Annotated in this window: 28 protein-coding genes, 1 tRNA gene and 1 pseudogene; 10 read left to right on the forward strand and 20 right to left on the reverse strand. The window is 56.7% G+C overall.

Annotated features, from left to right (window positions below; translation table 11 throughout):
- Positions 1-141: 141 nt before the first annotated feature.
- The 4 genes from BKD70_RS00545 to BKD70_RS00560 all read left to right on the forward strand — a co-directional run bounded on the left by BKD70_RS00545 (position 142) and on the right by BKD70_RS00560 (position 2,728).
- The gene (locus tag BKD70_RS00545) at positions 142-1,344 is read left to right on the forward strand and encodes an MFS transporter (RefSeq protein WP_047273910.1); all 1,203 of its coding nucleotides are present in this window, start codon (positions 142-144) and stop codon (positions 1,342-1,344) included.
- Between the two features lie 112 nt (positions 1,345-1,456).
- The gene (locus BKD70_RS00550; RefSeq protein ID WP_047273908.1) at positions 1,457-1,753 is read left to right on the forward strand and encodes a DUF6388 family protein; all 297 of its coding nucleotides are present in this window, start codon (positions 1,457-1,459) and stop codon (positions 1,751-1,753) included.
- 118 nt (positions 1,754-1,871) lie between these two features.
- Positions 1,872-2,201: a hypothetical protein gene (locus tag BKD70_RS00555; protein ID WP_052892147.1), complete on the forward strand. Its 330-nt coding sequence runs from the start codon at positions 1,872-1,874 to the stop codon at positions 2,199-2,201.
- Positions 2,202-2,311: 110 nt separating this feature from the next.
- Positions 2,312-2,728: a low affinity iron permease family protein gene (locus BKD70_RS00560; RefSeq protein ID WP_047273906.1), complete on the forward strand. Its 417-nt coding sequence runs from the start codon at positions 2,312-2,314 to the stop codon at positions 2,726-2,728.
- A 44-nt stretch (positions 2,729-2,772) separates the two neighbouring features.
- Here BKD70_RS00560 and BKD70_RS00565 read toward each other — a convergent pair whose 3' ends face one another.
- The 4 genes from BKD70_RS00565 to BKD70_RS00580 form a co-directional block, all read right to left on the reverse strand.
- Positions 2,773-3,312: a DUF4142 domain-containing protein gene (locus BKD70_RS00565; RefSeq protein WP_047273904.1), complete on the reverse strand. Its 540-nt coding sequence runs from the start codon at positions 3,310-3,312 to the stop codon at positions 2,773-2,775.
- A gap of 142 nt (positions 3,313-3,454) precedes the next feature.
- Positions 3,455-4,336 carry a hypothetical protein gene (locus tag BKD70_RS00570; RefSeq protein WP_139047494.1) on the reverse strand — a complete coding sequence of 294 codons (882 nt, stop codon included), beginning with the start codon at positions 4,334-4,336 and terminating at the stop codon, positions 3,455-3,457.
- Complete coding sequence (locus tag BKD70_RS00575; protein WP_047274329.1) at positions 4,293-4,568, reverse strand: MoaD/ThiS family protein; 276 nt, start codon at positions 4,566-4,568, stop codon at positions 4,293-4,295. The genes BKD70_RS00570 and BKD70_RS00575 overlap by 44 nt, the downstream gene beginning before the upstream one ends.
- Positions 4,569-4,577: 9 nt before the next feature.
- Positions 4,578-5,744: an acyl-CoA dehydrogenase family protein gene (locus BKD70_RS00580; RefSeq protein WP_047273902.1), complete on the reverse strand. Its 1,167-nt coding sequence runs from the start codon at positions 5,742-5,744 to the stop codon at positions 4,578-4,580.
- Positions 5,745-6,217: 473 nt separating this feature from the next.
- On the opposite strand from BKD70_RS00580, the pseudogene BKD70_RS23980 reads away from it, so the two are divergent.
- Positions 6,218-6,480: pseudogene (locus tag BKD70_RS23980) on the forward strand (transposase); the annotation flags it as partial.
- Positions 6,481-6,715: 235 nt separating this feature from the next.
- Here BKD70_RS23980 and BKD70_RS00590 read toward each other — a convergent pair.
- Positions 6,716-6,805 (reverse strand) — tRNA-Ser (locus BKD70_RS00590).
- Between the two features lie 297 nt (positions 6,806-7,102).
- Between BKD70_RS00590 and BKD70_RS00595 the strand changes: the two genes are divergently transcribed.
- From BKD70_RS00595 to BKD70_RS00605, 3 genes are all read left to right on the forward strand, one after another.
- Positions 7,103-7,792: a crotonase/enoyl-CoA hydratase family protein gene (locus BKD70_RS00595; protein ID WP_047273898.1), complete on the forward strand. Its 690-nt coding sequence runs from the start codon at positions 7,103-7,105 to the stop codon at positions 7,790-7,792.
- A 215-nt stretch (positions 7,793-8,007) separates the two neighbouring features.
- A complete protein-coding gene (locus BKD70_RS00600; protein ID WP_047273896.1) occupies positions 8,008-8,796 on the forward strand; it encodes a 1-acyl-sn-glycerol-3-phosphate acyltransferase in 789 nt (262 codons plus the stop codon).
- Positions 8,797-8,879: 83 nt separating this feature from the next.
- Positions 8,880-9,851, forward strand: a complete 972-nt coding sequence (locus BKD70_RS00605; RefSeq protein ID WP_047273894.1) for a magnesium and cobalt transport protein CorA — start codon at positions 8,880-8,882, stop codon at positions 9,849-9,851.
- Positions 9,852-9,897: 46 nt separating this feature from the next.
- Here BKD70_RS00605 and BKD70_RS00610 read toward each other — a convergent pair whose 3' ends face one another.
- Positions 9,898-10,626, reverse strand: coding sequence for an amidotransferase (locus BKD70_RS00610; RefSeq protein WP_047273892.1), 729 nt, complete (start codon positions 10,624-10,626; stop codon positions 9,898-9,900).
- A gap of 602 nt (positions 10,627-11,228) precedes the next feature.
- On the opposite strand from BKD70_RS00610, the gene BKD70_RS00615 reads away from it, so the two are divergent.
- Positions 11,229-11,678, forward strand: coding sequence for a rhodanese-like domain-containing protein (locus tag BKD70_RS00615; RefSeq protein ID WP_047273890.1), 450 nt, complete (start codon positions 11,229-11,231; stop codon positions 11,676-11,678).
- Complete coding sequence (locus BKD70_RS00620) at positions 11,675-12,496, forward strand: cytochrome c (protein ID WP_047273888.1); 822 nt, start codon at positions 11,675-11,677, stop codon at positions 12,494-12,496. Before BKD70_RS00615 ends, BKD70_RS00620 begins: the two co-directional genes overlap by 4 nt.
- Before the next feature lie 173 nt (positions 12,497-12,669).
- Here the strand turns inward: BKD70_RS00620 and BKD70_RS00625 are convergent, their stop codons facing one another.
- From BKD70_RS00625 to hutU, 14 genes are all read right to left on the reverse strand, one after another.
- Positions 12,670-13,011: a ribonuclease E inhibitor RraB gene (locus tag BKD70_RS00625; protein WP_047273886.1), complete on the reverse strand. Its 342-nt coding sequence runs from the start codon at positions 13,009-13,011 to the stop codon at positions 12,670-12,672.
- Positions 13,012-13,273: 262 nt separating this feature from the next.
- Positions 13,274-13,882, reverse strand: coding sequence for an START domain-containing protein (locus tag BKD70_RS00630; protein WP_047273883.1), 609 nt, complete (start codon positions 13,880-13,882; stop codon positions 13,274-13,276).
- A gap of 47 nt (positions 13,883-13,929) precedes the next feature.
- Entirely contained in the window at positions 13,930-14,184 is a 255-nt protein-coding gene (locus BKD70_RS00635; protein ID WP_047273881.1) for a YkgJ family cysteine cluster protein, read from the reverse strand.
- Positions 14,185-14,337: 153 nt separating this feature from the next.
- Positions 14,338-14,802 (reverse strand): hypothetical protein, encoded by a 465-nt coding sequence (locus tag BKD70_RS00640; RefSeq protein WP_047273878.1) that lies wholly within the window; start codon positions 14,800-14,802, stop codon positions 14,338-14,340.
- Positions 14,803-14,905: 103 nt separating this feature from the next.
- Complete coding sequence (locus tag BKD70_RS00645) at positions 14,906-16,345, reverse strand: PLP-dependent aminotransferase family protein (protein ID WP_047273873.1); 1,440 nt, start codon at positions 16,343-16,345, stop codon at positions 14,906-14,908.
- Between the two features lie 198 nt (positions 16,346-16,543).
- Positions 16,544-17,356 (reverse strand): OmpA family protein, encoded by an 813-nt coding sequence (locus BKD70_RS00650; RefSeq protein ID WP_047273872.1) that lies wholly within the window; start codon positions 17,354-17,356, stop codon positions 16,544-16,546.
- Positions 17,353-17,709, reverse strand: a complete 357-nt coding sequence (locus BKD70_RS00655; RefSeq protein ID WP_047273869.1) for a DUF4398 domain-containing protein — start codon at positions 17,707-17,709, stop codon at positions 17,353-17,355. Before BKD70_RS00655 ends, BKD70_RS00650 begins: the two co-directional genes overlap by 4 nt.
- A gap of 9 nt (positions 17,710-17,718) precedes the next feature.
- The gene (locus tag BKD70_RS00660) at positions 17,719-18,537 is read right to left on the reverse strand and encodes an ABC transporter substrate-binding protein (RefSeq protein WP_047273867.1); all 819 of its coding nucleotides are present in this window, start codon (positions 18,535-18,537) and stop codon (positions 17,719-17,721) included.
- 139 nt (positions 18,538-18,676) lie between these two features.
- A complete protein-coding gene (locus BKD70_RS00665) occupies positions 18,677-19,606 on the reverse strand; it encodes an electron transfer flavoprotein subunit alpha/FixB family protein (RefSeq protein ID WP_047299358.1) in 930 nt (309 codons plus the stop codon).
- A gap of 16 nt (positions 19,607-19,622) precedes the next feature.
- Complete coding sequence (locus BKD70_RS00670; protein WP_047281922.1) at positions 19,623-20,372, reverse strand: electron transfer flavoprotein subunit beta/FixA family protein; 750 nt, start codon at positions 20,370-20,372, stop codon at positions 19,623-19,625.
- A gap of 64 nt (positions 20,373-20,436) precedes the next feature.
- A complete protein-coding gene (locus tag BKD70_RS00675) occupies positions 20,437-21,864 on the reverse strand; it encodes a cytosine permease (protein ID WP_047272945.1) in 1,428 nt (475 codons plus the stop codon).
- Between the two features lie 129 nt (positions 21,865-21,993).
- The gene (locus tag BKD70_RS00680) at positions 21,994-23,136 is read right to left on the reverse strand and encodes an acyl-CoA dehydrogenase family protein (protein ID WP_047272944.1); all 1,143 of its coding nucleotides are present in this window, start codon (positions 23,134-23,136) and stop codon (positions 21,994-21,996) included.
- Positions 23,133-24,293, reverse strand: a complete 1,161-nt coding sequence (locus BKD70_RS00685; protein WP_047272943.1) for a CaiB/BaiF CoA-transferase family protein — start codon at positions 24,291-24,293, stop codon at positions 23,133-23,135. The genes BKD70_RS00680 and BKD70_RS00685 overlap by 4 nt, the downstream gene beginning before the upstream one ends.
- 124 nt (positions 24,294-24,417) lie before the next feature.
- On the reverse strand, positions 24,418-25,518 hold a 1,101-nt coding region (gene hutU / locus BKD70_RS00690), incomplete at its 5' end, for a urocanate hydratase (protein WP_070415353.1).

The raw sequence follows: 25,518 nt of genomic DNA on the forward strand, positions 1-25,518 counted from the left end.
AAACGCTGCATTTTCAAAGCCCTTCTCCCTCCGGGTGAAGGGCTTTGTCGTTGGCCTGGAAAAAACTTCGACATATTCAGTGACATGCACGGGCAGCAGTCCTGATACTTCACGCCACACTCCATGCTGATGAGACAGTCGATGTCCACCTCCCCTGCCGCTCACAAACCCCTGAGCACTGCCCTGATCATGCTAATGGCCACTGCGACGGGCCTGGCCGTGGCCAGCAACTATTACGCCCAGCCTTTGCTGCACACCATCGCCCAAGAGCTGGGCTTGAGCATGAGCAGTGCCGGTACGGTCGTGATCACCGCCCAGTTGAGTTATGGCGCCGGCCTGCTGCTACTGGTGCCGCTGGGCGACCTGTTTGAGCAACGCCGCCTGATCGTCAGCATGACCGTCTTAAGCGCGCTGGGCTTGCTCTTGAGTGCTTTCGCCCCGTCGCTCCCCCTGTTGCTGCTGGGTACGGCGGTCACCGGCTTGTTTTCTGTCTCGGCCCAAGTGCTGGTGCCCATGGCTGCCAGCCTGACGGACCCGCAAAGCCGGGGCCGGGTCGTAGGCACACTGATGAGCGGCCTGCTGCTGGGTATTCTGCTGGCACGCACCGTGGCCGGCGCCCTCTCTTCGGCAGGCGATTGGCGCACGATTTACCTGCTGGCCGCCGCGCTCATGCTTATCAGCGCCATCGCGCTGTACTGCGCCCTGCCCAATCACCACCAGAGTGCAGGGCTGAGCTATCCGAAACTGCTGGGATCGGTATTTCGCCTGTTCGTCGAAGAGCCGGTATTGCGCCTGCGCGCGCTGTTGGGCCTGCTGACATTCTCGTTGTTTGCCTTGTTCTGGACACCCCTGGCCTTTCTGCTGGCACTGCCGCCCTACGGTTATTCAGACGCCGTGATCGGCCTGTTCGGCCTCGCGGGTGCCGTCGGTGCGGTGGCGGCCAATTGGGCCGGGCGCATGGCTGACCGTGGCAAGGGCCGACAGGCCACCACTGCCGGTTTATTGGTATTGCTGGCGTGCTGGCTGCCCATGGCATTTGCCGGTAGCTCGCTGGCCGCCCTGTTGATCGGCGTGCTGGCCTTGGACTTTGCTGTGCAACTGGTCCATGTGAGCAACCAGAACGCCGTGTTTCAAATCCGGCCCGCGGCGCGCAATCGCCTTAACGCGGGTTACATCACCTGTTATTTCATTGGCGGCGCTCTGGGCTCGCTCGCGGGCGCACAAACCTACCCGGTTTACGGTTGGGAGGGCATCGTCATGGTCGGCGCCGTCATCGCGACCCTGACCCTCGCAGTGTGGGGTTATGCCCTGCAACGAGAAAGCAAGCTGCAGCCTGTCGGGTAGCCCGTGTTGCGGCGCTTTTCATCACCGGGTGAAGCCGCTAGGATGCTCAACACCTTGAAAACGGCCTGTCTTGGCAGGTCGTTTATTGCCCTGAATGGCCCCGAGAATACGAATGATCCCTAAAGAATCCCGCAACGAACTGGCCCTGGATACGTTCATCAAAGGGCACCCTGAACTGATCGAAGAAATGAAAGACCTCAGCCACGAGGATCGCCAGCAGCAGATCCTCTGGGCATTTGACGACGAAGCCCAAAGCCGTGGCCTCGAAGCCTGGGAGCTGGCCCTGGAACTCATCGCTCGCTCGCCGGAAGAATTGGCCGCGATGCGCCGGGAAGTGCATCAGGAAGTCGCTGAAGCCCTGGACATGAGCTGGGAAGAATACTGCAGCTTCAACGACATCGCCGTTTGAGCCTGACGCCTCAGGTGACGCGGCGATTATCGAGTAACCGCTCGTCACTTGGGTGGCACGAACCTGTGCATTTCATACACCAACATCATGTAGCCCTCCCCACTTTGGAGTCGACCTCATGATGACCTTGATTAAACAGCTGTCTTTCGCCACTGCCTTGGGCATGGTGTCCGTCAGCAGCTATGCGGCTTCGTCTTCCACCGGCCCGACCCTTCCCGAAGGGCCCGCCCCCGCGCCAGCGACCCAAGGGATTGAGCCCACCATCAATCAGGATTCCAAAATCCACAACGATGCGGACACCCCGACGCACCCGTCAGTCGATCCACGCATTCAAGGCAATGATCCAGGCCGTCAGGGCGGTATGAACACGGATGGCAATGGCCCGATAGGCGATGGCGAGCGCTCAGTCACGCCACCTTCGGCCTTGCCCGGCTCAACCCAACCTTGATGCCGCCTAACGGGCAATGTTTCCACTGGAGATGAAAAGGTCGATGTAAGAAAAAAGAATTTCAAACACCTGCCGTGGTCCCAGTTATAACGACCACTCAGAGGCACAAGATGAAATTCGATACCTTTTCCCAAGGACTTGCCAAGCAGGCAGGAAGCCCCAGAACATTCCAGATCGCCATTTTACTGATCGTGATATGGGCCGTTTCGGGGCCCTGGTTTCATTACAACGACACGTGGCAACTGATCATTAACACCTCGACCACCATCATCACGTTCCTGATGGTGTTCCTCATTCAAAATACCCAGAACCGCGACAACGATGTGCTGCATATCAAAATTGATGAACTGCTGCGCGTCACTAAAGAAGCACAAAACGCCGTGCTCAACCTGGACGCGCTGGACACCAAAGAGCTGCACAATATTCGCAAGCAATACAAACGCATCGGTGAAAACCAGTCAGTGGAGGTGACTTGCACCGAAACGGTCATCACCTCCAACGAAGAAACAAGCGACGCCAAGGCCTAGCGACAGTGCGCTGACGCGCCACAGCGTCAGCGCCACAGGGGCCATTAACTGACCGGTTTATCCACCTCACCTTTTTGATGGGTAGTCGCCAACTTCTTGGCCATGTCCAGATGCATTTCCAGCTTTGGCAAATACTTCTTCGCGAACGCTTTAAGCTGCGGCGACGTTGACTGGTGAGCTTGCTGCTTAAAGAGCGAAATAGCGTCTTCGTGGGTTTTTACCTGATTGGCCACATACGCCACATCAAATGACGCGCCTTCCTGCACTTGCAGCATCATCGTCTTGGCCTTGCTCAAGACATCTTCTTCAGCCGCCACCTCCAGCCCTTGCTTCTGAGCAATATCCTTAAGGTCACGGTTGGCATCGGTGTAATCCTTGATCACTTCCACGGCATAGCTGTTGATATCGACCGACTTGGTTTTCTGAATCGCCATACGGCTGTTCTCGATTTCCGCAATCCCTGCCGCAGACGCTTCGTCTACAAACTCAGCGGGGCTTGCAGCCACGGCAGAACCGGCCATGAACACGGCATAAGCCAACGCACAGCCCGCGACAAAACGCTTAGTGGCACTCGGGGTTTTCATAACATCCTCCAGAAAAAGGCAGGTTTATCTCTGCATTGAATCTGAAGGCGTATGCCGGTAAAGGTTTAGAAAAACCTGCTGGGAATGACGAATGGTAAGCCGCCAGCATGTCCGTCACGCTTGATGACTGTGTTTGGAACGGTCAAAAACTTTCAATCACCGTCGCCGCCAATGCCTTCGCCCGGTCGAGATTATAAATGCGATGAAGAAACACCCATTTTGCTTCCAACAGATAAACGTTCGTTTCCAGAAGCATTTCTTCAAATAAGAAAACAGGGCAACTTAACTCCATCGTTATCTGTTTTATTGGCCTGCCAAGTATTTCACCCATCGGGTATTCACTTGAAGAGGCCGACAATACAACACGCTCGCGCATCTGCGCCGCCAGCGCGGTCAACTCATGAAATGCCCATTGGTCTGCAACTTCACACTGATGCCGGTGCAACATCTGATTATACGAGCCCTGCACATATAATTGACCTACAGTTTCAATCTCGACAACCTTCAGCGGTAATATTCGCTGAATGGGTAATGAATCCAGCTCTATAGGCTTAAACCGCATCAATAACGATTCACTCATATTCCCTGATACCGCTGATAACGCCGCATCTCCTTCGAGTCTTACTATTTTCCAGCGCGTGACCACTCGGGCAAATTCATGACCACCGGCGGTGAACACATGGAAAAACTCCAGCAAGGCACTCGACTGCCTGACCCGGACTTTCTCCAGAATTGCCGTAAACTCATCAACCTCAAAAAAATCAAACGGACGAATGTAATCTATCTCACATCCGACGACCACCATACTCTGACAGTGCTCACTCACTTGCTGTGCAATCGACACACCCAAATGCTTAATAAACCAGGCACAAATACCATTCACGCTGTACCCCAGTAAAGCTCGCGCATGAAACTGCACCGGCGTAAACAATGTCGGATCGACAGCATAGGTAGCTGAAACACTGCGCTCTGCATTCACTTTAACCTCCCGCAATCGCTGTAAAAATGTCGAGCTGATCATCATTAACAATTTCTTTATGAAACTCATCCACTCTTATCTTTTCCCCGTTCAACGACACATGAAAATTTCGCTTCACATTCCCTTGCCGATCTAAAATCACTTCATTAAGGGCGGGGTACTGCTCAACCATCTTATGAATAGCGCCGACCACCGTATTCCGACATCCCACATCAATATCCAGTGCTCGCTGATAGCTAATAAACCGTGCCAGATTTCCTGATAATTTTATATGCATGATTCCTCCCTATTGAGGACAGCGCTGATAGTACATTTCTATTTCATGGATTTTCTGAATACCAATATCAACTTTAAGTTTCTCTTGAGGATCAGCACCCGCAATCAAGGATGCAAAATCTCGTTGCGCCCGGCCAATGCCGCTGCTTTCGCTATATCCCCATCCGCCTGTCACATTCAATGCCAGGGCCGCAATTTTATTCACCGCCTCAACAGCCTGGTATTTAGCGGACGAAGAGACTGAATCCCAATAGGGATCGGACTCCGCCCTGTCCTGCCGATGCAAGGCATAAAAGACTGACGTTCTGGCAGACTCAAGCAAGATGTACATCTCCCCCACCAAGGCCTGCACATGCTGAAGATCAATCAAAGGACGCTGATGGCGTACAGTCGTGTGTAGATATCCCAGTGTCGCCTCAATCACTGCGCGCGCCCGCCCCAGAAATAAAGTGGTTTGTAAAGCGCGTCGACAATTGAGGAAGTAACGCTGAGCAAAACTAAGGCCATCCGTTGCAATCAACAATCGACTCTTATGTACCCTGACATTAACCATCTCCACTGACGCAATCCCCGTGGAGCGGCAGCCGTGCATGGCACGAGGCGTTACTGCTACACCCGGATCATCAGCGCGCACTAAAAACACTTGGATATCAGCAGTTTCTCCGCGCACAAACATTAAAAAAATATCTGCAGTCTCTGCGCCAGTGACAATTGCTTTCAATCCGTTTAACAGGTAGTACTCAGTCTCCTTTTCAGGCAGTGCACATGATAGAAATGAAAATGCATCTGCGTTCTCTGTATAAGCAAATGCACCAGCCTTTTTTCCCTCTATCAAATCCCTCATATAGACATCATTGATATCAGCACGCTGAACAGCCAATAGCGCGTTGATGAATGACATCCTGACGGATATTAAAAAAGGAAAAGAGACATCGCGAGACAAATAACCAATCTTTTCTAACACTTTCCCCCACGGAGCATATCCCCACCCAAAGCCACCCCATGTTTCTGGCAGGCTATAGGTATAAATGCCGAGCTGAGCAAAACTTCGCATTTGCGCGTGCGTAATCACCGCCGACGCCTGATCGCGAGCCTCAACAGAAACATTCAATTCATTCTCTATAAGGCATCCATATACATCCTTTAAATCCTGAGCACCTTGCCACTCTATATTCATCGCAGTTCCTTCCACGGTGAACAGCACGACATGCCCATACGGGCACACAAACAACCAACTCCCGATTCCGGGCCAAACTGTAGTTCACTCAAGCCAAGACCAAGCTTAGGCGACAAAAAAAAATCCGCAACCTTCTTTTTACACAAAACTTCCGACACACAACAAGCAACACTTTGCCCCTTAAGGGGCAAAGCGTGTAATCAGCAGCAACTCGAACGACTACAAAAAATAGCAACCCGCCAAACAGACTTAAAAAGACCTTCACAAACACATATAAATCATCAACTATTAAAGCAATTTACAACCGTGAAAAAACACTAAATCCTCTATAAAAAACCCTCGTAGCCAAAACGCCAGATTTCATTTATTTACATCGATTAATCCATGGCGACGTATGGAAAACCACAATCGACAGTATTAGATCGAACCGTCCAAACGGGCCATGTAGCCATTGGCGAGGCCCGAAAACACTTCCATCGCACGACTATGTGCGCCATGGCACTGTCACGTTATTCGCTGCGCTGGATTATCGTTAGGGCCGTTTGATCAGCAGCATGAGTACCAGCACCGGCATCAGGAGTGGCTGGATTTCCTCAAGAAGATCAACCGAGAAACGCCCAAGCACCTTCAATTGCACTAGATCGTCGACAACTACACGACTCACAAATACCCCCAAGTGAAGGCGTGGCTGGAAAAACACGAATGCTTCCATATGCATTTCACACCGACATCCAGTTAGTGGATGAACATGATCGAGCGTTTTTTTAAACCTCTACGAACCAACCTACGCTTTCAAACGTTATTGCATGCCTATTTGAGGCATAGAGCCTGGATCAGAGGCGGATGCTTTCATTGCGAAAAATAATCATCTAAATGCCTCAGACCATCCCCACACCGCCTTTTTCCAGACGCCAGAAACCACAAACCCCCGACTTTCTCTAGGAAAATCAGGGGTTTGTGTTTACTTAATGTGGCGGTGAAGGAGAGATTCGAACTCTCGATACAATTTCTTGTATACACACTTTCCAGGCGTGCTCCTTAAGCCACTCGGACACTTCACCGTATCTCTTCAAACATGTTCTGTCTGTCGAGGCGCGCTAATGTAGTCGAAACCTTTGAAGATGACAAATGTTTTTTTCAGAATTTTCATGCGCTTACGCCATTTAGCCGTTTTTGGGCGTCTGGGCTGGGCCTTGTCGCTACATTCGCCGCGGCACAGGCGCCCGTTCGGTCCAAAGAGGCGGGCTTATATATAGAAGAACCCTGCATAGCAGCTGACTCACCAGTCAGTCACGGCGCTTTACCTGCGCTACGTGGCTGGGTAACGTCTGCTCCTCTTCAATACAAGGAATTGCGCCATGAGTGACCTGATTGCTTATCACCTGGAAGACGGTATCGCCACGCTGACCCTGAGCAACGGCAAGGTCAATGCCATTTCCCCGCAGGTTATCGCGGACTTCAATGCGGCGCTGGATCGCGCTGAACAGGATCGCGCTGTGGTGATCATTACCGGGCAGCCGGGCATCCTCTCCGGCGGGTATGACTTGAAGGTGATGACGGCCGGTCCTGAGCAGGCGGTCAATCTGGTGACTCAGGGTTCAACCCTGGCACGCCGCCTGTTAGCGCATCCATTCCCCGTGGTGGTGGCCTGCCCGGGTCATGCCGTCGCTAAAGGCGCCTTCCTATTGTTGTCGGTGGATTATCGGATTGGCGTCGACGGTCCGTTCAGTATTGGTCTGAATGAAGTGCAAATCGGCATGACCATGCATCACGCCGGCATTGAGCTGGCACGTGACCGCCTACGCAAGTCGGCATTTCATCGCTCGGTCATCAACGGTGAAATGTTTACCCCACAACACGCAGTGGACGCCGGTTTCCTTGACAAGGTGGTGCAACCCGAGGAGCTGCACGCGGCGGCACTTGAAGCAGCGCGCCAGCTGAAAAAAATCAACATGAAGGCGCACAAGAACACCAAGCTCAAAGTGCGCAAGGCACTGCTGGACACGCTGGACAACGCGATCGAGCTGGATCAGGCCCACTTGATCTGAATGGTTGGCATCTCGACAGCAACTGCGGTCGAGGTGCCTCCCCCTGTTTTCATGTCCGCCTTCGTTATTGTTCCGAAAACGCTCTATCCCGCCTCCACACCCTAGCGTTGAAACATGCGCTTAAACATCAGCCATCTCCTACATGTATCGGAGTAATTGCCGAATACAGTGCACGTCCGTACACTGCGCCACCTTTTGTTTTGACGAGCCTGTAAATGCTACTTTCGTTCCGTATGTTGTTGATGAGTGTGCATTTTCTGATGGCCGGTATTCTCGGCGTGTTGCTCGGCCTGTGTCGGCCCTTCAACCCTGACAATAGCCGCCTCTGCGCGCGCCTCTACGCACTGCCGTCCAAATGGATCATGGGCTATAAGCTGAAAACCGAAGTCGGGCCGCTGATGGATAAGCCGCAAAGCTGCGTGGTCATTGCCAACCACCAGTCCAACTACGATTTATTTATCTTTGGCAATGTCGTGCCTCGTCGCACGGTGTGCATCGGTAAAAAAAGCCTGAAATGGGTGCCACTTTTCGGCCAACTGTTCTGGCTGGCGGGCAACGTGTTGATTGATCGCGGCAATGCGCAGAAGGCGCGTAAATCAATGCTGACCACCACCCGCACGCTGCAAGAAAAAGACACCTCGATCTGGGTCTTTCCGGAGGGCACCCGCAACCTGGGCCAGACGTTGTTGCCGTTCAAGAAAGGCGCCTTTCAAATGGCGATTACCGCCGCAGTTCCGATTGTGCCGGTGTGTGTCAGTACCTACAGCCAGCACCTGAAGCTCAACCGTTGGCACAGCGCCGATATCCAGATTCGCTCCCTGCCCGCCATCCCTACGGCCGGCATGACCCTGGACGACATGCCAAGGCTGATGGAGATGTGCCGCGAACAAATGCGCGACTGCATCGAGGCCATGGATCGCGAAGTGATGGCCCAGCAAGGCCGCCACGCGCCCGTCCAGAGTGACAGCAAGCGCAAAGGAACCGCCTCCCACCCGAACCTCTGAATGTTTGTCGACTCAAAGGGGGGCATTGCACGCTAAGCTGCATCTTCGTGCCCTAACCCTTTGAAGAAGAAGCGATTAGAACTATGGGGAGAGTTGTTGCTGCCGCGGTGTACAACGCTGGCAAAAAAATCAGCAATATCACGCTGGACGAGGGTAGCGACTGGGCTAAAAAACCCGGTCATTTCGTCTGGATCGGCCTTGAGCAGCCTGATGCGCAAGAGATCAGCAATTTGCAGCGCCAGTTCAACCTCCACGAACTGGCCATCGAAGATGCCCTTGAGCAGCACAGCCGACCCAAACTGGAAACCTTCGGTGACGCGCTGTTTATCGTGATTTATTCGCCGATACGCCACGAAGGCAAACTGGAATTCGTCGAAACGCATATTTTCGCGGGTAACGGTTACATCATCACCTGCCGCAACGGTCATTCAGCCTCATACAAGGCCGTGCGCCAGCGTTGTGAGGCGCGCCCATTACTGCTGGATCACGGTGAAGACTTTGTCCTGTATGCGCTACTGGACTTTGTCACCGAAAGCTATCAACCCGTGAGCGAAGCGATTCATGCCGAGATCGAGGCGCTTGAAAAAAGCATCATGAGCAATTCGCTGAAAGAGGCCGACATTGTGCATCTGCACGGTCTGCGTCGTGATGTGCTGCGATTGCGCCGCTATGTCGCGCCCATGGTGGAAATCAGTGAAGAACTGCAACGCCTGACGTTCCCGTTTATCGACAAGAACATGCGCCCCTATTTTCGGGACGTGCAAATTCATGTCACCCGCCAGATGGAAGACCTCTCCACCCTGCGCGACATCGCCAGCCAAACCATTGAAGTGGTGGTGCTACTGGAGTCTTCAAGGCAAAGCGCCGTGCAGCGAAAATTCGCCGCTTGGGCGGCGATCCTGGCGTTTCCGACCGCCGTGGCCGGTATTTACGGGATGAACTTTCAGAACATGCCCGAGCTGAGCTGGCATTACGGGTACTTCGGGGTGCTGACGTTTATTGGTGTGGGCGTAACGACGTTGTGGGCCAGCTTCAAACGTTCGGGCTGGCTATAAATACGCGGGCGGACAAGTGCCCGCCCGCCTCACCTGCGCTCGCGCTTTATACGGCTTGCTTTTCAGGCTTGTGCGCCACAAAACGCATCATCCACTCTGCGACGGTCTGACCGTGATGGTCCTTGGCGAGGCTGGCAATGCCCGAGCCATAGACCTCAGCCCCTAACGCGTCCTGGCGCAGGTCCAGCAAGGCACGCGAGTAGTCGTGGATGAACTCGGGGTGCCCCTGGAAGCACAGCACCTGATCGTTGATGTGGTACGCAGCAAACGGGCAAAAATCACTGGACGCAATCACCGTGGCGTTTTCGGGCAATGCGGTGACCTGATCCTGATGGCTGATGAGCAATGTCAGGTCTTCGACGGCGGGGCTCATCCAGGGCGCCTTAGCCGCCAACCTGTATTGGTGAGTGCCTACACCCCATCCCTGGCTCGCACGCTCGCTCTTGCCGCCCAACAACAGCGCCAGCAACTGATGGCCAAAGCACACGCCGAGCAACTTGTCGCCACGCTCATAGCGCGTCAGCAAATAACGCTTAAGGGTTTCAATCCACGGGTCGGTTCCAAACGAGTCGGCCTTGCTGCCGGTCACCAGATACGCATCGTAGGTCTCATCGTCCGCGGGATATTCACCCTGCAAAACGTTGAACACCGTAAATTGCGCGGCGATCGGTTGTTGGGTAAACAGACGCTTGAACATCTGTCCGTAGCCCTGGTATTGATCCACAAACTCAGGGCGCAGAACGTCGGTTTCCAGAATGCAAATGCGTAACGACATAAAATTACCTGGCACGATGAATACAGAAGGGATGAAAACAATGCACAGAGCCTGCCTTGAAACGGCAATTCAAGGCAAGCACTGCACGCTTTGAAACGGTTGCGCAGGCTGCTTGGCGCGGTTGGGCGAACGGAACGTGTCCACCCAACCACGGGCTGACGAACGGTAGCTCACTAAGCACTCTGGTGTTTTGATTCTCCGTTGCGTCTAGCAACGGGGTGTCAGACATAACGGAGGACAGCTAATAGCGTTTTAGAAACTTTCCTCACTGACATGATGTGAAAGGGTTCTAAGCGAGGCGAGAGACCGGCTCTAAGGTAAACCTGTCAGCCGCTGCGAAACGCAAGGACATGCCGTTACTGTCGCGCGGTGCCGTTTTTCAGGAATAACAATAAAGGCAGATCGCCATGCTCAAACACACCAAACTCCGCCAAGCAGGACTCATCCTTTTTGCCACCACCCTGTTGTTGATCGTGCCGAATCTGACCAAGGTCATCGGCTGACCTCTCCTTTTTCAGGCTCCTGGTCTTATTTATAGCGGTGACTTTCGAGGTTGGCACTTGTGTGCCAATCTCAAGGCTCGCCTTTATGGAGGGAACCCTATGCGCCCGTGGTTTACAGTCGTTGCGCTGCTCATGTGCAGCACTGCTCAGGCAGGCATCATTGACGTGAACCGCGCCGTGGATGAAATCAACGATGGCGCGCTGATCCTGGACCTGCGCAACAACAGCGATTTTGCGGCGGGCAATCTGCATAACTCTTTACAAGTCGATCTGACACTGGAAGATGGCACCGGCATTAGCGCGGAAGGCCTCGCCTATCAATTGGGCCTGGTCGTTCTGGACCCCAATAACACCATTGTGATTTACAGTGACACCAATCAACACGCCCTCGAAGCCGAAGACACCCTGATCAAACGGGGGTATTTCGGCGTCGTGAACGGCGGCAATTACGAGGAGTTGCGCGATGCGCTCTTCGATCACGTCTCGCTGACCGAGAACGTACTGCCCGGCGACGAACCCACCGACGACGACATTACAGCCATCAATTGAAATTTATCTGCCTGCTTTTTACCGCCCTGTTCTGCCTGCCAACCTACGCCGCCCAGCTCACCCTCGAGCTGGGTGACACCCGCCGTAGCTGGCAAACGGCCGATTTGCTGAACCACCCTGCCACCCAAGAGGTGCGCATTGTTGATGATGTGTCCTATAAGCGCGACATGACTTATCGCGCAATTCCTGTGGCCACGTTACTGGAAGGCCTTTCACCTGACGATCATGTGCAAGCCGTCGCGCTGGACGGCTTTGCGGCGGAGCTCAATGCGGCACCGCTGTTGAATCAACACGGCGCAAAAGCCTGGCTCGCCATCGAAGACCCCGAACAGCCGTGGCCGCCACTGGGTAAGGGAAAACCCGGCGCCGGGCCGTTTTATCTGGTGTGGACAGACCCGCAAGCGGGTCACATCAGCCCGGAACAATGGCCGTTTCAAGTGGCGCGCTTTAAACGCCAACAGCCGGTTGCCGAGCGTTTTCCAGCGATGCGCCCCGATCCGTCACTGGCAGCCGATGCGCCAGCCAATCAGGGGTTTGTTGTCTTTCAGAAGCATTGCCTGGCGTGCCACCGGCTTAACGGCGCAGGTGACGCACAGTTTGGGCCTGATCTGAACATCCCTTACAACCCGACCGAATATTTCGGCAAGGCATTCCTCACACGCTACATCCGCGACCCGCAAAGCCTGCGTCAATGGCCACAGGCCCGCATGCCCGGTTTTTCCAGCGAGGTACTGACCGAAGCCGAACTGGCGCAACTGATCGAGTACTTGCAGCACATGGCCACACGCAAGGTGGTGACACCTGAGCGTCAGCCATAAGCTTCTGGCTATCAGCGACATAGTCATTGGTGATTTCACCCCGCGCATACGCCCGTGGATACTTGCCGCCATTGTCGAACTTCCCTTTAGCCACCGCCTGCGGTGGCTTTTTTTTGCCTGCCATAACGCAAAATGGCCGGCCCGCAGGCCAGCCATCTGTGTCTGGAACCACTTTAATTCAGCAGGCCGCGCACCTCCTGTTTCACACCCCAGCCTTCAATAATCCCGCCAAGGGGTACGACTACGGCTTCAAAGTCTTGCTCAAAATCCCCGATGCCGCCGTAGGTGGCATACATCACCTTGCTCAACTCCAGATTCCAGGCACCGTCATCACGCACGTTAATTTGCGCATTTAGCGATTCTCCACAAAATTTTTGTGCTGCACGGCGTGCCCGCTCCTCATCCGGGAAAATGGCGTAAAACTCGATGGGATGAATACGTGAAAAATCAAAACCGCCTTCTTTCATGCGGCGCAGCACGTAGCTGCTGAGGTCTTCTTGATGGGCTGTGCTCATGAAACGTCCTCCTCGCAATGGATAGACTTTCAACGCTCCCCGAGATGCAACCGTTAATTCGTTGCGGGGATCAAGCATGTCGCGAACAAGATCAGAACCAGTCGAACACTTCGCTGGCCTGGTTGCAGATTAGCTCCGCCGCACAGCGCATGCCAAGCGCGGCGTTAAAAAAAGAAACGTTTATAGAAAACGGTTCTATTGCATCGCTGCCGCCTGACGCTTAACAGATGCGCTGTACAGCGTCAGGCAGCCTACAGAGCGCTTATTGCTTCTCTGCGCGCTCTTTGAGCGCCTTGAGGGTATTAAACGGGGCGTCCACTACGAACTTGTTCGCCAACCAGGATGGCACGCTGCCGCCTGGCTCAGTGTGAACCTGATAAGTGACTTCAGTCTGATCGGCCCCTTTGGGAACCATCTTCCAGAAGCCCTCTACCTGACTCACCCGCACAAAGCCTTTCTCTTCCGGCAGGTACGTGGGCACCTCTTTAAGGGTGCGAGTAACCGTACCGTCAGCCCCGACCGTGGTGGTGACTTCCAGAATCGAGTCGCGCGGCGTCACGGGCCAAGGGGTACTGAACTGCGTGTACGTCCAGCTCTTGTCGCCTTCGGTTTTAAGCAGTTTTTGCGACTTGCACTCGTGAATCCACTTGCACGCCCCCGCCACGTCTTCCTGCAAACCACGGACCTTGGCGATAGGTGCCTTGATCGTGGTCACACCTTGATAGGCCTTGTATTTCGAATCTTTGACTTCACTAAGCGACACTTTGATGCCGTCTTCATTCTTCGCCACTTGCCAGTTTTCTGCGTGAGCCGCGCTCACCATTAACACGCTCAAGCCACATGCAATTGCCACTCGATGCAACGAACCCATGGTCTTATTCCTTATTGTCGATGGTTTGTTCACTGGACATGAACACACTATGCCGCCGTCACCTGTTCCCACCACCCGATCAGGTTGATGGCTTCTTCCCGCGTGCTGCCACACACCTCGATGTCGGCCTTGAACGAACCGCACACGTCGGGACGTTCTGGCCGCCCGAACAAATCGCACAGGTTATCGACCGACAGATGCAGGCAGCGTTCCCCGGCGGGCTTGCCCTCGGGCATGCCGGGGATCGGTGTACTGATGGAAGGGGCTATACAACAAGCGCCACAGCCTTCACGGCAATTCATGACGTTAGCTCCTTAGACGGGGCAAAGTGCGTTGATGACAAGGGATAGTACTCGCTGGAACGGGCGTTTGAAATTGACCGTTCAGCCGAATGTGCGGATTAATGGCAGTGACTGAACAGTCAGTTTAGAAGCCCGTTTTCCGGCATTCGGCACTTATTGTTTGAACTGAAAATCCAGCGCCGCCCCTTCGATCTGCCGGTCGCGGGCTTCGTTGCGCAATTGCAGCTCCATTTCATTGCTCAACAAACGGCCGTTCAATTGAAACGGACTGTCTTGTTCAGGCTTCTCGCCGAACATATTGGGCAACAAAGGTTTGTGTTTTGGCATGGGGATCGAGCCCAGTGGCTGGAGCTGCTTGACCATGTCGGGCGGCAAACTCAAGTCCAGATTGGCACTGGGTATACGTTGCTTGGCAATTTGGCGTGCAGACTTGGATTTACTGGCGATGGGTGCGCGTTTGTGGGTGGGTGTTTTTTTGGCACGGGCAGCGGGTTTTTCTGACGGTTTGACAGACTGGGTCGCAGGCTGTTGAGCGGGTGTCGCAGCCTGCGCCGACACAGCGCTGAACGCGGTCAGCACACCCACCAACACCAGCCTCACACAATAGGTCGCTTTCATAACTCCCACAGCTTTAACGATTTAGGCACCTATGCTCGCGCTTTAAACACATCGTTACAAGTCAACATTAGGCAAATTGCCATACCGTAATGTCGCATGGCCTTCAGTACAGGCCAGCGGCCTCCTGACACAGCTGACTGGCGAGCATCCCCAATGTCATCAACGCACGTTCAGCTTCACGGTTCCACGCTGTGCCGCAATTGAGCCGGATGCAATGGTTGAACTGCTCGGTATTACTGAAGATCAACCCCGGCGCAATGCTGATGCCCTGCTGCAACGCTCGCACGTGCAACTCCTGGGTATTGACCCTGCCCGGCAGGCTGACCCACAAAATGAAACCTCCACTGGGTCGCGACATTTGCGTGCCTTCCGGGAAGTATTGCTGAACAGCCAACTGGAAGGCGCTCAGGTTTTTTCGATACTCCTGCCGGATATGCCTTAAATGACGGTCGTATCCGCCGTTTTCAAGGTAAGCCGCCACCCCCATCTGCGTCACACTGCACGCTGAATGGGTGGTGAATGTCTGTAAGCGCTGAATTTCAGATTGGTATTTGCCGGCAATCATCCAGCCAATACGCACGCCCGGCGACAAGGTCTTGGAAAAGCTCGAGCAATAGATGACGCGATCCAGGCGATCGTAGGCTTTGAGGGCCTTGGTGCGGCCCACCTCGAACATCAACTCGCCGTAAATATCGTCTTCGACAATCTGAATGTCGAAATCAGAAGCCAGGCGCAGCAATTGCTTTTGCCGCTCTTCCGGCATGGTGCCGCCCAGCGGATTGCTCAGGCGCGTGGTCAGAACTAGCGCTTTGATCGACCACTGGTTGGCTGCCAGTTGCAACGCTTCGAGGCTCATGCCAGTGGCCGGATCGCTGGGGATCTCGATCACTTTCAAACCCAGCAAATCAGCCAGTTGCAACAGCCCGTAATAGGTCGGGGATTCCGCAGCGATCAGGTCTCCGGGGCGCGTCAGGGTCCGCAATGACATTTGCAGTGCATCAACGCAGCCGTGGGTGATGATTACTTCCGAGGGGTCGACCACCACGCCGGCATCCCGCATGCGTATCGCCACCTGACGACGCAACGGCTCAAAACCGGGGCTGAACATGTAGCTGAACGCCCGCGGGCTATGGAAGCGCGTGACTTTGGCCAGTTGCTGATGCAGTGCCCGCACGGGCAAATAATCGACACTGGGCACCGCTGCACCCAGCGGGAACACCCCTTCTCGCCGCGATTCCACCAACACTTGCTGGATGATGCTGCTGCGCGTCACCAGCCCTGGCCGCTCGACCCGGGCGATATCCGGTGTGGGGGCGGTCAGCGCAGGCGTTTGGTGAACGTAATAGCCTGATTGCGGGCGAGCGCGAATCAGCCCTTGATCTTCAAGGTTGGCGTACGCCTGCAAAACCGTGGCATGGCTGACATTAAGCTGCGAGCTCATCTTGCGCACAGACGGGACCCGTTCGCCAGGCTGATAGACGCCGCGCCGGATATCCTCGGCCAATTGCTGGGCGATGCGTTGATAAAGCAAAAGGTTGGTCATGACGCAGCACTCGATGTTCAGGCGTTTTTTTTGTTGTGGAGAACAATACCGGAACAGTTTAGAAGTGTACGGGCACAGTTGTCATCCATCTGAGCCGTACAGTGCTGGACGGGGTGTAACTGTATGGGTACAGACGGAACAGGGACGCCTGCAGTCGCTGCCCGGCAGCGACTGCATCTGATGCGCTGAGGTGGGGGATTAGCGGGCTGCGCCCAATTGACCTTTTTCGTCAGAAAAAACGATTTCAACACGACGATTCTGCGCCCGACCACGTTCCGTGGCGTTTACATCCACCGGGTATTCGTCGCCATAGCCTTCAACCTGAATCCGTTTTTCGTCGATGCCCAGGTCAATCAGCACGTCAGCAACGGCTTGCGCACGGTCGCGTGAGAGCTTGAGGTTATCTTCTTTACCGCCCGTGCTGTCGGTGTAGCCTTCAATGCGCACTACACGCTTGGGGTTGAGTTGAAGAAACTGCACCAGTTTGAGCACGGTGCGATTGGCTGAGTTCTTCAGGTCCGCTTCACCGGTGTCAAACAGCACATCGCCCAAGGTCATGACCAGCCCACGATCCGTTTCGTTGGTCGCCAGGTTCAGGATTTGCTCTTCCAGCCATTGCCCCTGCTGTTGAACGCTCAACAGTTTGGCCTCACGCAAGGCCAGTTGCAGGCGTTGGCGCTCCAGCTCAAGTTTGGCGGCGCGTTCCTGATTAAGCACCTGCCGGGTGTGCTCCCGCGCGATATCGCTATAGCGCTGGCTCAAATAGGCGTAATGCGCAACATCGTCGCCACTGCCCCAGTAACTGGACAGACGCTCGGCACGGGCCAGCGACTCACCGGCCCTGATCACGTCCTTGGGGGCGATACGCAGCACATTGGTGTCTTCTTTAACCGACTGAAATTCGCTGGCCGCCTGTTGCAGTGCCTGCTCGCTGGCGTGATGCCCCGCGCAGCCGGCAAGCCCTGCACCGGTGATCAGTAACGCGCCATACATGACTGACTTGATGCTCATTGGGCCTCCGCCAGTTGTTTGCGCAAACGGGTGATACGGGTGTTGAGCACGTTCAACTGCTCCTGACTTTTGAGGGTCAGCACACGGGCTTCAGCCAGACGCGCATCCAGCTCTGCCTGTTCAGCCAGCATCCGGGCATCTTTATAAGAGCCCTCGGTCATCTCGGCCGAGGCCCGAGCCACCTTGTCTTCGGCCTGTTTGAGCTCGGTAATGTCCTCTGCATTCGCGCCCACGGCACGGGCTTGCTCCAGCGCCTGCTCGGTCAGGCGCATTTGTTCATTCGGCGCAGGATCAGCTGCACAGCCCGCCAAAGCCACAACGGCCAGGGCAGCAAAAAGTGGTCGAATTGTCACTGGGATTTCCTACTGTTTCGGAGCGTTGACCGGCTGTTGCAGCTGGTTTTTCCACCGCTCCAGGTTGCGTTGCAGTGCCGCCTCACTCAGGCCGGACGCCGGCAATTCTGTCATCTTTTTCGCGAGCTGTCCGCGTAACCACGGCTCATTGCAGGCCGAGTCATGGGAAATGGCCAGAAACAGCCCCGGCTGATCAATCGGCTGTACATGGGCACGCACATCCTCACTGATCCCGAGCGTCTGAGCAGTGGCCATTCCCGCATAGCGCCCGGCCAGCACGTATTCGACCTGCCCCAGTAGCAACTTCTGGAAGGCCTGGGTCAGGCCGGGTTGTCGCTCCAACGTGAGCTGGTGGCGGGCAAATGCGTCGAAGGTTTCAGTCATACGGGCTTTTTCAGAAAGCGCACCGGTATGGCCATGCAGGTCATCCGGCGTTTCATAGACAAGGGACGAGTCCGCGCGGGTCCAGACCAAATAGTCGTTGCGCACCAGCGGCGGGTGAATGTAATCCTGCGCAGTCAGCCCCGCCAGTGTCAGCGGCGCATCGACCAGCATGTCCATACGGCCCGTACGGACCTCGTTCTGCGCCTCGGACCGTTTGCCGCCGTAGAGCACCTCAACCTTGATGCCAAGGTCTTGCCCCACTTGTTGCAGCAGGTCGGCACTGGCTCCAATCAGATGCACAGGATCGGCCGGGTCGCGCCAGAGGTAAGGCGGCGCATCCGGGCTGCCCGTCACGATCAGGCGTTCGCATTTGCCTGCCGCCACCGACACGTGGGGCAGCAGCATCAGCCCCAGCAACCATCCGCTTAAATACCGCACATCCATCCCTCACACTCCGTTAAGCCCATTCCGACACACTAAAAAGCCCGATCATACAGACCATGAAGAATCAGCCAGAACACAACGTGCTCCGCCCTTCTCCACGGCCCGGATGATCGGGCTCTTTATAAGTGAAGCGACTGGATTAAACCAGCTTCTCCAGCTCAGGTACGGCTTCGAACAAGTCCGCCACCAGGCCGTAATCGGCTACCTGGAAGATCGGCGCTTCTTCGTCCTTGTTGATCGCGACGATCACTTTGGAGTCTTTCATGCCCGCCAAATGCTGAATCGCGCCGGAAATACCGACCGCAATGTACAGCTGTGGCGCAACGATTTTGCCGGTCTGGCCAACCTGCATATCGTTCGGTACGAAACCGGCGTCAACCGCGGCACGGGACGCACCCACGGCAGCGCCCAGTTTGTCGGCCAGTGCGTACAGGTGTTTGAAGTTGTCGCCGTTCTGCATGCCGCGACCGCCGGATACGACGATTTTGGCTGCGGTCAGCTCAGGACGGTCCGATTTGGCCAGTTCTTCGTTCACGAACGAAGACGTGCCTGCATCGTGAACGGCCGCGACCGCTTCCACTGCCGCAGCACCACCTTGCGCCGCCACCGGGTCGAAACCGGTCGCACGCACGGTGATCACTTTGATCGGCGCTGTCGATTGCACGGTAGCAATGGCGTTACCGGCATAGATCGGACGCTTGAAGGTGTCAGCGCTTTCTACCGAAACGATCTCGGAGATCTGGTCAACGTCCAGCTGCGCAGCCACACGCGGCAGGATGTTTTTGCCGTTGGAGGTCGCCGCAGCCAGGATGTGGCTGTAGCTTTTGCCCAGTTCTGCAACCAGCGGGGCAACGTTTTCAGGCAACTGATGCGCATAAGCCGCGTTGTCGGCAGCCAGCACCTTGGCCACGCCCGAAACCTGTGCAGCGGCTTCAGCGATGGCGCCAATGCCCTGACCTGCGACCAGAACGTGGATGTCGCCACCGATTTTGGCAGCGGCGGCTACGGTGTTCAGCGTGGCCGGGGCCAGGGCTTTACCGTCGTGTTCTGCGATTACCAAGATAGTCATGTTTACGCCCTCCAATTCAAAGCACCTTCGCTTCGTTTTTCAGTTTCTCGACCAGTTCAGCCACCGACTTGACCTTGATGCCTGCGCTGCGTGCCGCCGGCGCTTCGACTTTCAGGGTTTTGTTGGTCGATGCCGTGGAAACGCCCAACGCGTCAGGCGTCAGCACTTCAAGCGGCTTCTTCTTGGCTTTCATGATGTTTGGCAGGGACGCATAGCGCGGCTCGTTCAAACGCAGGTCAGTGGTGACGATGGCGGGCAGGTTCAGGGAAACCGTTTGCGCGCCGCCGTCGATTTCACGGGTCACCGCTACCTTGTCACCGGCCACTTCAACCTTGGAAGCGAAGGTGCCCTGGCCGTAACCGGTCAGCGCTGCCAGCATCTGGCCCGTCTGGTTGTTGTCGCTGTCGATGGCCTGTTTGCCCAGGATCACCAGTTGTGGCTGCTCCTTGTCCACCACAGCCTTGAGCAGCTTGGCCACGGCCAGCGAGGTCAGGTCTTCGGCGGATTCGACGAGGATGGCGCGATCTGCACCCAGTGCCAGCGCGGTACGCAGCTGTTCCTGAGCCGTGGTCGGGCCGATGGAGACGACGACGATCTCAGTTGCCACGCCTTTCTCTTTCAGGCGTACGGCTTCTTCCACAGCGATCTCGCAGAAGGGGTTCATCGACATCTTGACGTTGGCGAGGTCAACGCCGGAGTTGTCCGCCTTGACGCGAACTTTAACGTTGTAATCGACAACGCGTTTGATACAAGCCAGCACCTTCATGGTTGCTCCTTTGAGGACGGCCCTGCGCAACCGGGCCGTCCACGTCTGCGATTGAGAAAAACCGTTAAACCGTGGCCGGTTCGACCGGCAATATCAGTTGATCAGGCACGGCATGTGCGCTATTGCGTGCCACCAGGTAATACACCAACGCGGGCAGCGTCAGACCGATGATCCAGGAAATATCCGTGCCCCCCAGCGACTCCACCAGCGGCCCGGTGTAAAAACTGGTGGCGATAAACGGCAGCTGAATCAGCACCCCAAAGGCGTACACCAGAATACCGCGCAGGTTCCAGCGCCCGTATCGGCCATTCGGGTTAGACAGCGCCGGCACGTCATAGCGCTCTTTGCTGATCAGGTAGAAGTCCACCAGATTGATGGCGCTCCACGGTGTGAAAAACGCCAGCAGGAACAGGATGAATGCCGAGAAATCCTTGAGGAATGAATGCTGCCCGAGCAACGCCAGCGTCGTGGCAAACCCCACCATCAGCAGGATGTACACCAGCCGCAGGGTTTTGGAGATCCGGTGATTGCCACGGAACCCGCTGACGATGGTCGCCAGCGACATGAAACTGCCGTAGGCATTGAGGGTGGTGATCGTCACCTTGCCAAACACCACACAGAAATACAGCAGCGCAGCCATAGCCCCGCTTGCCCCCAGCCCCACGATGTAGGACACCTCATGCCCGGCAAACCGGTCACCGGCCAATGCAGCCACAAACACGCCAAATACCATCGAGATCTGCGACCCCACCACCGAGCCCAGCCCCACCGCGAGGAAGGTTTTGAGCGACGAGGTGGTAGACGGCAGATAGCGCGAGTAATCGGCCACATACGGCCCGAAAGCAATCTGCCAGGACGCCGAAAGCGAGATGGCCAATAAAAAGCTGCTTAGCGAAAAGTGTTTATTGCTCAACAACAGGCCCACATCGTTTTGCGACAGCAAGGTGTAGAACAGGTAGAAAAACGCCAGCACCCCAACCACGCTGGCCACGCGGCCTATCATGTGAATCGTGCGGTAGCCCAGGATGGTCAGCAGGACAATCAGGGCCGCAAAAATCAGGATGCCCCACGAATCGCTCACGCCGACCAATTGCCCCACCGCCTGCCCCGCCAGCACCGAGCCGCTGGCCGAAAACCCCACGTACATCAGGCACACCAGCACAATCGGGATCACGGCCCCGTACACCCCGAATTGCACACGACTGGAGATCATTTGCGGCAACCCCAGCTTCGGGCCCTGAGCGGCGTGCAGTGCCATGATGACGCCGCCCAGCACTTGCCCGATCAGCAAACCGATCAGCGACCAAAACACATCACCGCCCAAGACCACGGCCAGGGCGCCCGTGACGATGGCCGTGACTTGCAGGTTCGCCCCGAACCACAGGGTGAACTGACTGAACAACCGCCCGTGTCGCTCGGACTCGGGGATGTAATCAATAGAGCGCTGTTCGACCAGCGAGGCCCGCGGTGAATCTTCGTTGTGCGTGGACATAAGCAGTTCCTTGGGGCTGTCACCGTCGGTGCGCCCATTGTTTTTGGAATGACTTTTCCGATCCTTGACCTGACCTTCACCGCATCCTTGCAACCCTGAGCAGGTGCCTGCGCACCTGCCACGTGCGCGTTACGGGCGGGCGTCGAGCAACGCCCGGGAAATGATGATTTTCTGCACTTCAGAAGTGCCTTCGAAAATCCGCAAGATCCGCGCATCGCGCACGTAACGCTCCAACGGCAAGTCACGGCTGTAGCCGTACCCGCCGTGCAATTGCAGCGCAGCATCGGTGATAAACCCGGCGCACTCCGCCGCCACCAGTTTGGCCGTCGCAGAATCAAGGCTGAAACGCTCGCCACTGTCGCGCCGGGCAGCGGCTTTCATGGTCAGCAGGCGGGCACTTTCGAGCTGCGCATACATGTCCGCCAGGCGCCATTGCGTGCCTTGATACGCCGCCAGGGGTTTAGGCCCGATTTGACGCTCACGCACCCAGTTCAAACTGGCGTGCAATGCTGCGCTGGCGATCCCCAGCGACATGGCCGCCACCTCCACCCGCCCACGATCCAGCACCGCCATGGCCGTGTTGAAACCCTGCCCCTCGACACCCAGCAGCGCAGTCTCTGGCAACCAGCAATCGAGCGCCAACTCATAGATCGTGCTGCCGCGCAGACCCATGGTTTTCTCCGGGCTGGAGAAACTGATCCCGGCCGTGCCCTTGGGCACCCTGAATGCACTGATGCCTTTGTGCCCGGCCTCGGCGTCGGTTTTCACGTACAGCACAATGAAGTCGGCTTCCTTGGCATTGGTGATGTAGTGCTTGCTGCCGCGTACACGCCAGCCACCGTCTTCGCGCACGGCACGGCTGCGCATGTCGGCCGGGTTGGAACCGGCGGCCGGCTCGGTCAGGGCGAACGCGCCCAACCACTCCCCGCTGGCCGCCCGGGGCAACCACTCCTGCTTTTGCTGTTCCGTGGCGCCCAGCAGAATCGAATCGGTGGCCAAAAAGTGCGCCGTCATGGCCGAGGCCGTCGAGGCACAGGCCCCCGCGACCGCTTCCACCACGCGGCTCATCGCCAGGCTGCCGATGCCCAGGCCGCCGTAGGCTTCTGGCAGGTTAATGCCCATAAAGCCCAAGTCACCCAACGCCTTGATGCTGGCCAGACAAAAACTTTCGCTCTCGTCGTAGTGCTGCGCCAAGGGCTGAATCACTTCGCGGGCGACCTGTTCAGCGCTCTCAACCACCGCCAGCTCTTCTGCATTCATAGTGAAATTCACGGGTTCACTCCTGTTGGATTCAAACCAAAAATGGCGTTGTCAGCCCCCAAACGTGGGGCTGCAGTAAGGGCGTGGGGTTTGCGACCGTTGAAGAACACCGGTTGCGGCACACAAGGCACTGCCGCGCCGGGTGGCTGGAACTGCAACTGACGCACGCGGGCATGCTCGCTGCTGGCGGCTTCAGCCAAATCCCACACCGGCGAGGACGGCACCCCTGCCTCCAGCAAGCCGTCACACAGGTGCTCGACGCTGTGTTGCGCGGTCCATGCCTCAATGGCAGCCCGCAGTTGCGGTTCGTGCCGGGTACGACTGGCGTCGTCGATAAAGCGCGGGTCGGTTGCCAGCTCAGGCTGGCCCATGCACTGGCACAGCCGCTCAAACAGCCGGTTGCTGGCGACCGCAATCACCACCAACCCGTCGGCAGCCCGGTAGGTGTCAAACGGGGTGGACACCGGATGCCGGTTCCCCACCAGCCCCGGTGCCACACCGTTGGCATACAGGTTGGACAAACCGGTCATTTGCAGGCTGAACAACACGTCGAACATGGCCACATCGATGTATTGCGCGCCCGGCGCATGGCGCTCGCGGGCAAACAAAGCCGAACTGATGGCCCAGGCGGCGTAGACCCCAGCACACAAGTCCCCGATGGACTCGCCGCTGCGGGTAGGCCCCGTGGCTGCAAACCCGGTGACACTCATCAAGCCCGACATGGCCTGGGCCACAATGTCATAGGCCGGGCGACCCGACAGCGGACCGTCCTGCCCGAAACCGGAAATACTGGCGTAGATCAGTCGCGGGTTGTGCTGCTTCAGCGTATCGAAATCAATGCCCAGACGCCGGGTGACGCCGGGTCGGAAGTTCTCCACCAGCACATCGGCGTCGGCCACCAGTTCGTAAAAGCGTTGACGCTCCGACGGGTCTTTGAAATCAATCTCGACGCTGCGCTTGCCGCGATTGATGAGGCCGAAGTACACGCTTTCGCCCGCCAGAAAAGGCCCCAGATGCCGTGCGTCATCGCCCTCTTGCGGCACCTCGAACTTAATGACATCAGCCCCCAGGTCCGCCAGCATCGCGGTGCAATGCGGGCCCGCCAGTACGCGGCTGATGTCCAGCACGCGCACGCCTTGCAGTTGTTGAGTAAACGGACTGTTGCTCATGGTTGTTGCCTCACAGGGTCGTCAGGTCAGCCATTGACGCAGGCAGGCGTGCACCGTGCAGCCTGTGTGGCCCACGTACGCGCTATCCCGACCTTCGTCAGCGACTATCAGGTGTGGGGGCGGCTCAGCCGTTAATCATCGGCAGGTTCAGGCCCTGTTCGTTGGCGCAGTCGATGGCAATCTCATACCCTGCGTCGGCATGGCGCATCACGCCGGTGGCCGGGTCGTTGTGCAGCACGCGGGCGATGCGTTCGGCCGCTTCGTCGGTGCCATCACACACAATCACCATGCCCGAATGCTGCGAGAAGCCCATGCCCACGCCACCGCCGTGGTGCAGCGAAACCCAGGTCGCGCCGCTGGCGGTGTTGAGCAAGGCATTGAGCAGCGGCCAGTCGGACACCGCGTCCGAGCCATCCTGCATGGCTTCGGTTTCGCGGTTGGGGCTGGCCACGGAGCCGGAGTCAAGATGGTCGCGGCCAATCACAATCGGCGCTTTCAGCTCGCCGCTGCGCACCATTTCGTTGAACGCCAGGCCCAACTTCGCACGCTGGCCCAAGCCAACCCAGCAAATACGCGCCGGCAAACCCTGGAAGCTGATGCGCTCGCGGGCCATGTCCAGCCAGTTGTGCAGGTGCGCGTCGTCGGCGATCAGTTCTTTGACCTTGGCGTCGGTCTTGTAGATGTCCTCGGCGTCCCCCGACAGCGCGACCCAACGGAACGGGCCCACGCCACGGCAGAACAGCGGGCGGATGTAGGCTGGTACAAATCCGGGGAAGTCGAAGGCATTTTCGACGCCGACTTCTTTGGCCATCTGACGAATGTTGTTGCCGTAGTCGAAGGTCGGGATGCCCTGTTTCTGAAAGGCGAGCATGGCTTCGACGTGTTCGCCCATCGACGCCTTGGCGGCGCTGACCACTGCCGCCGGATCGGTCACGGCGCGGTCGCGGTACTGCTCCCAGGTCCAGCCTTTGGGCAGGTAGCCGTTGAGCGGGTCGTGGGCGCTGGTCTGGTCGGTGACCATGTCCGGGCGTACACCACGGCGAACCATTTCAGGCAGCAGCTCGGCAGCATTCCCACACAATGCAATGGAAATGGCTTTGCCTTCGGCGGTGTAGCGGGCGATCCGCGCCAGCGCGTCATCCAGATCGGTGGCCTGTTCGTCGACGTAGCGGGTGGCCAGACGGAAATCGATGCGGCTCTGCTGGCATTCGATGTTCAGCGAGCA

This window comes from Pseudomonas sp. BS-2016 (assembly GCF_001806145.1).
In the GTDB taxonomy this organism is placed as follows: Bacteria; Pseudomonadota; Gammaproteobacteria; order Pseudomonadales; family Pseudomonadaceae; genus Aquipseudomonas; species Aquipseudomonas lundensis.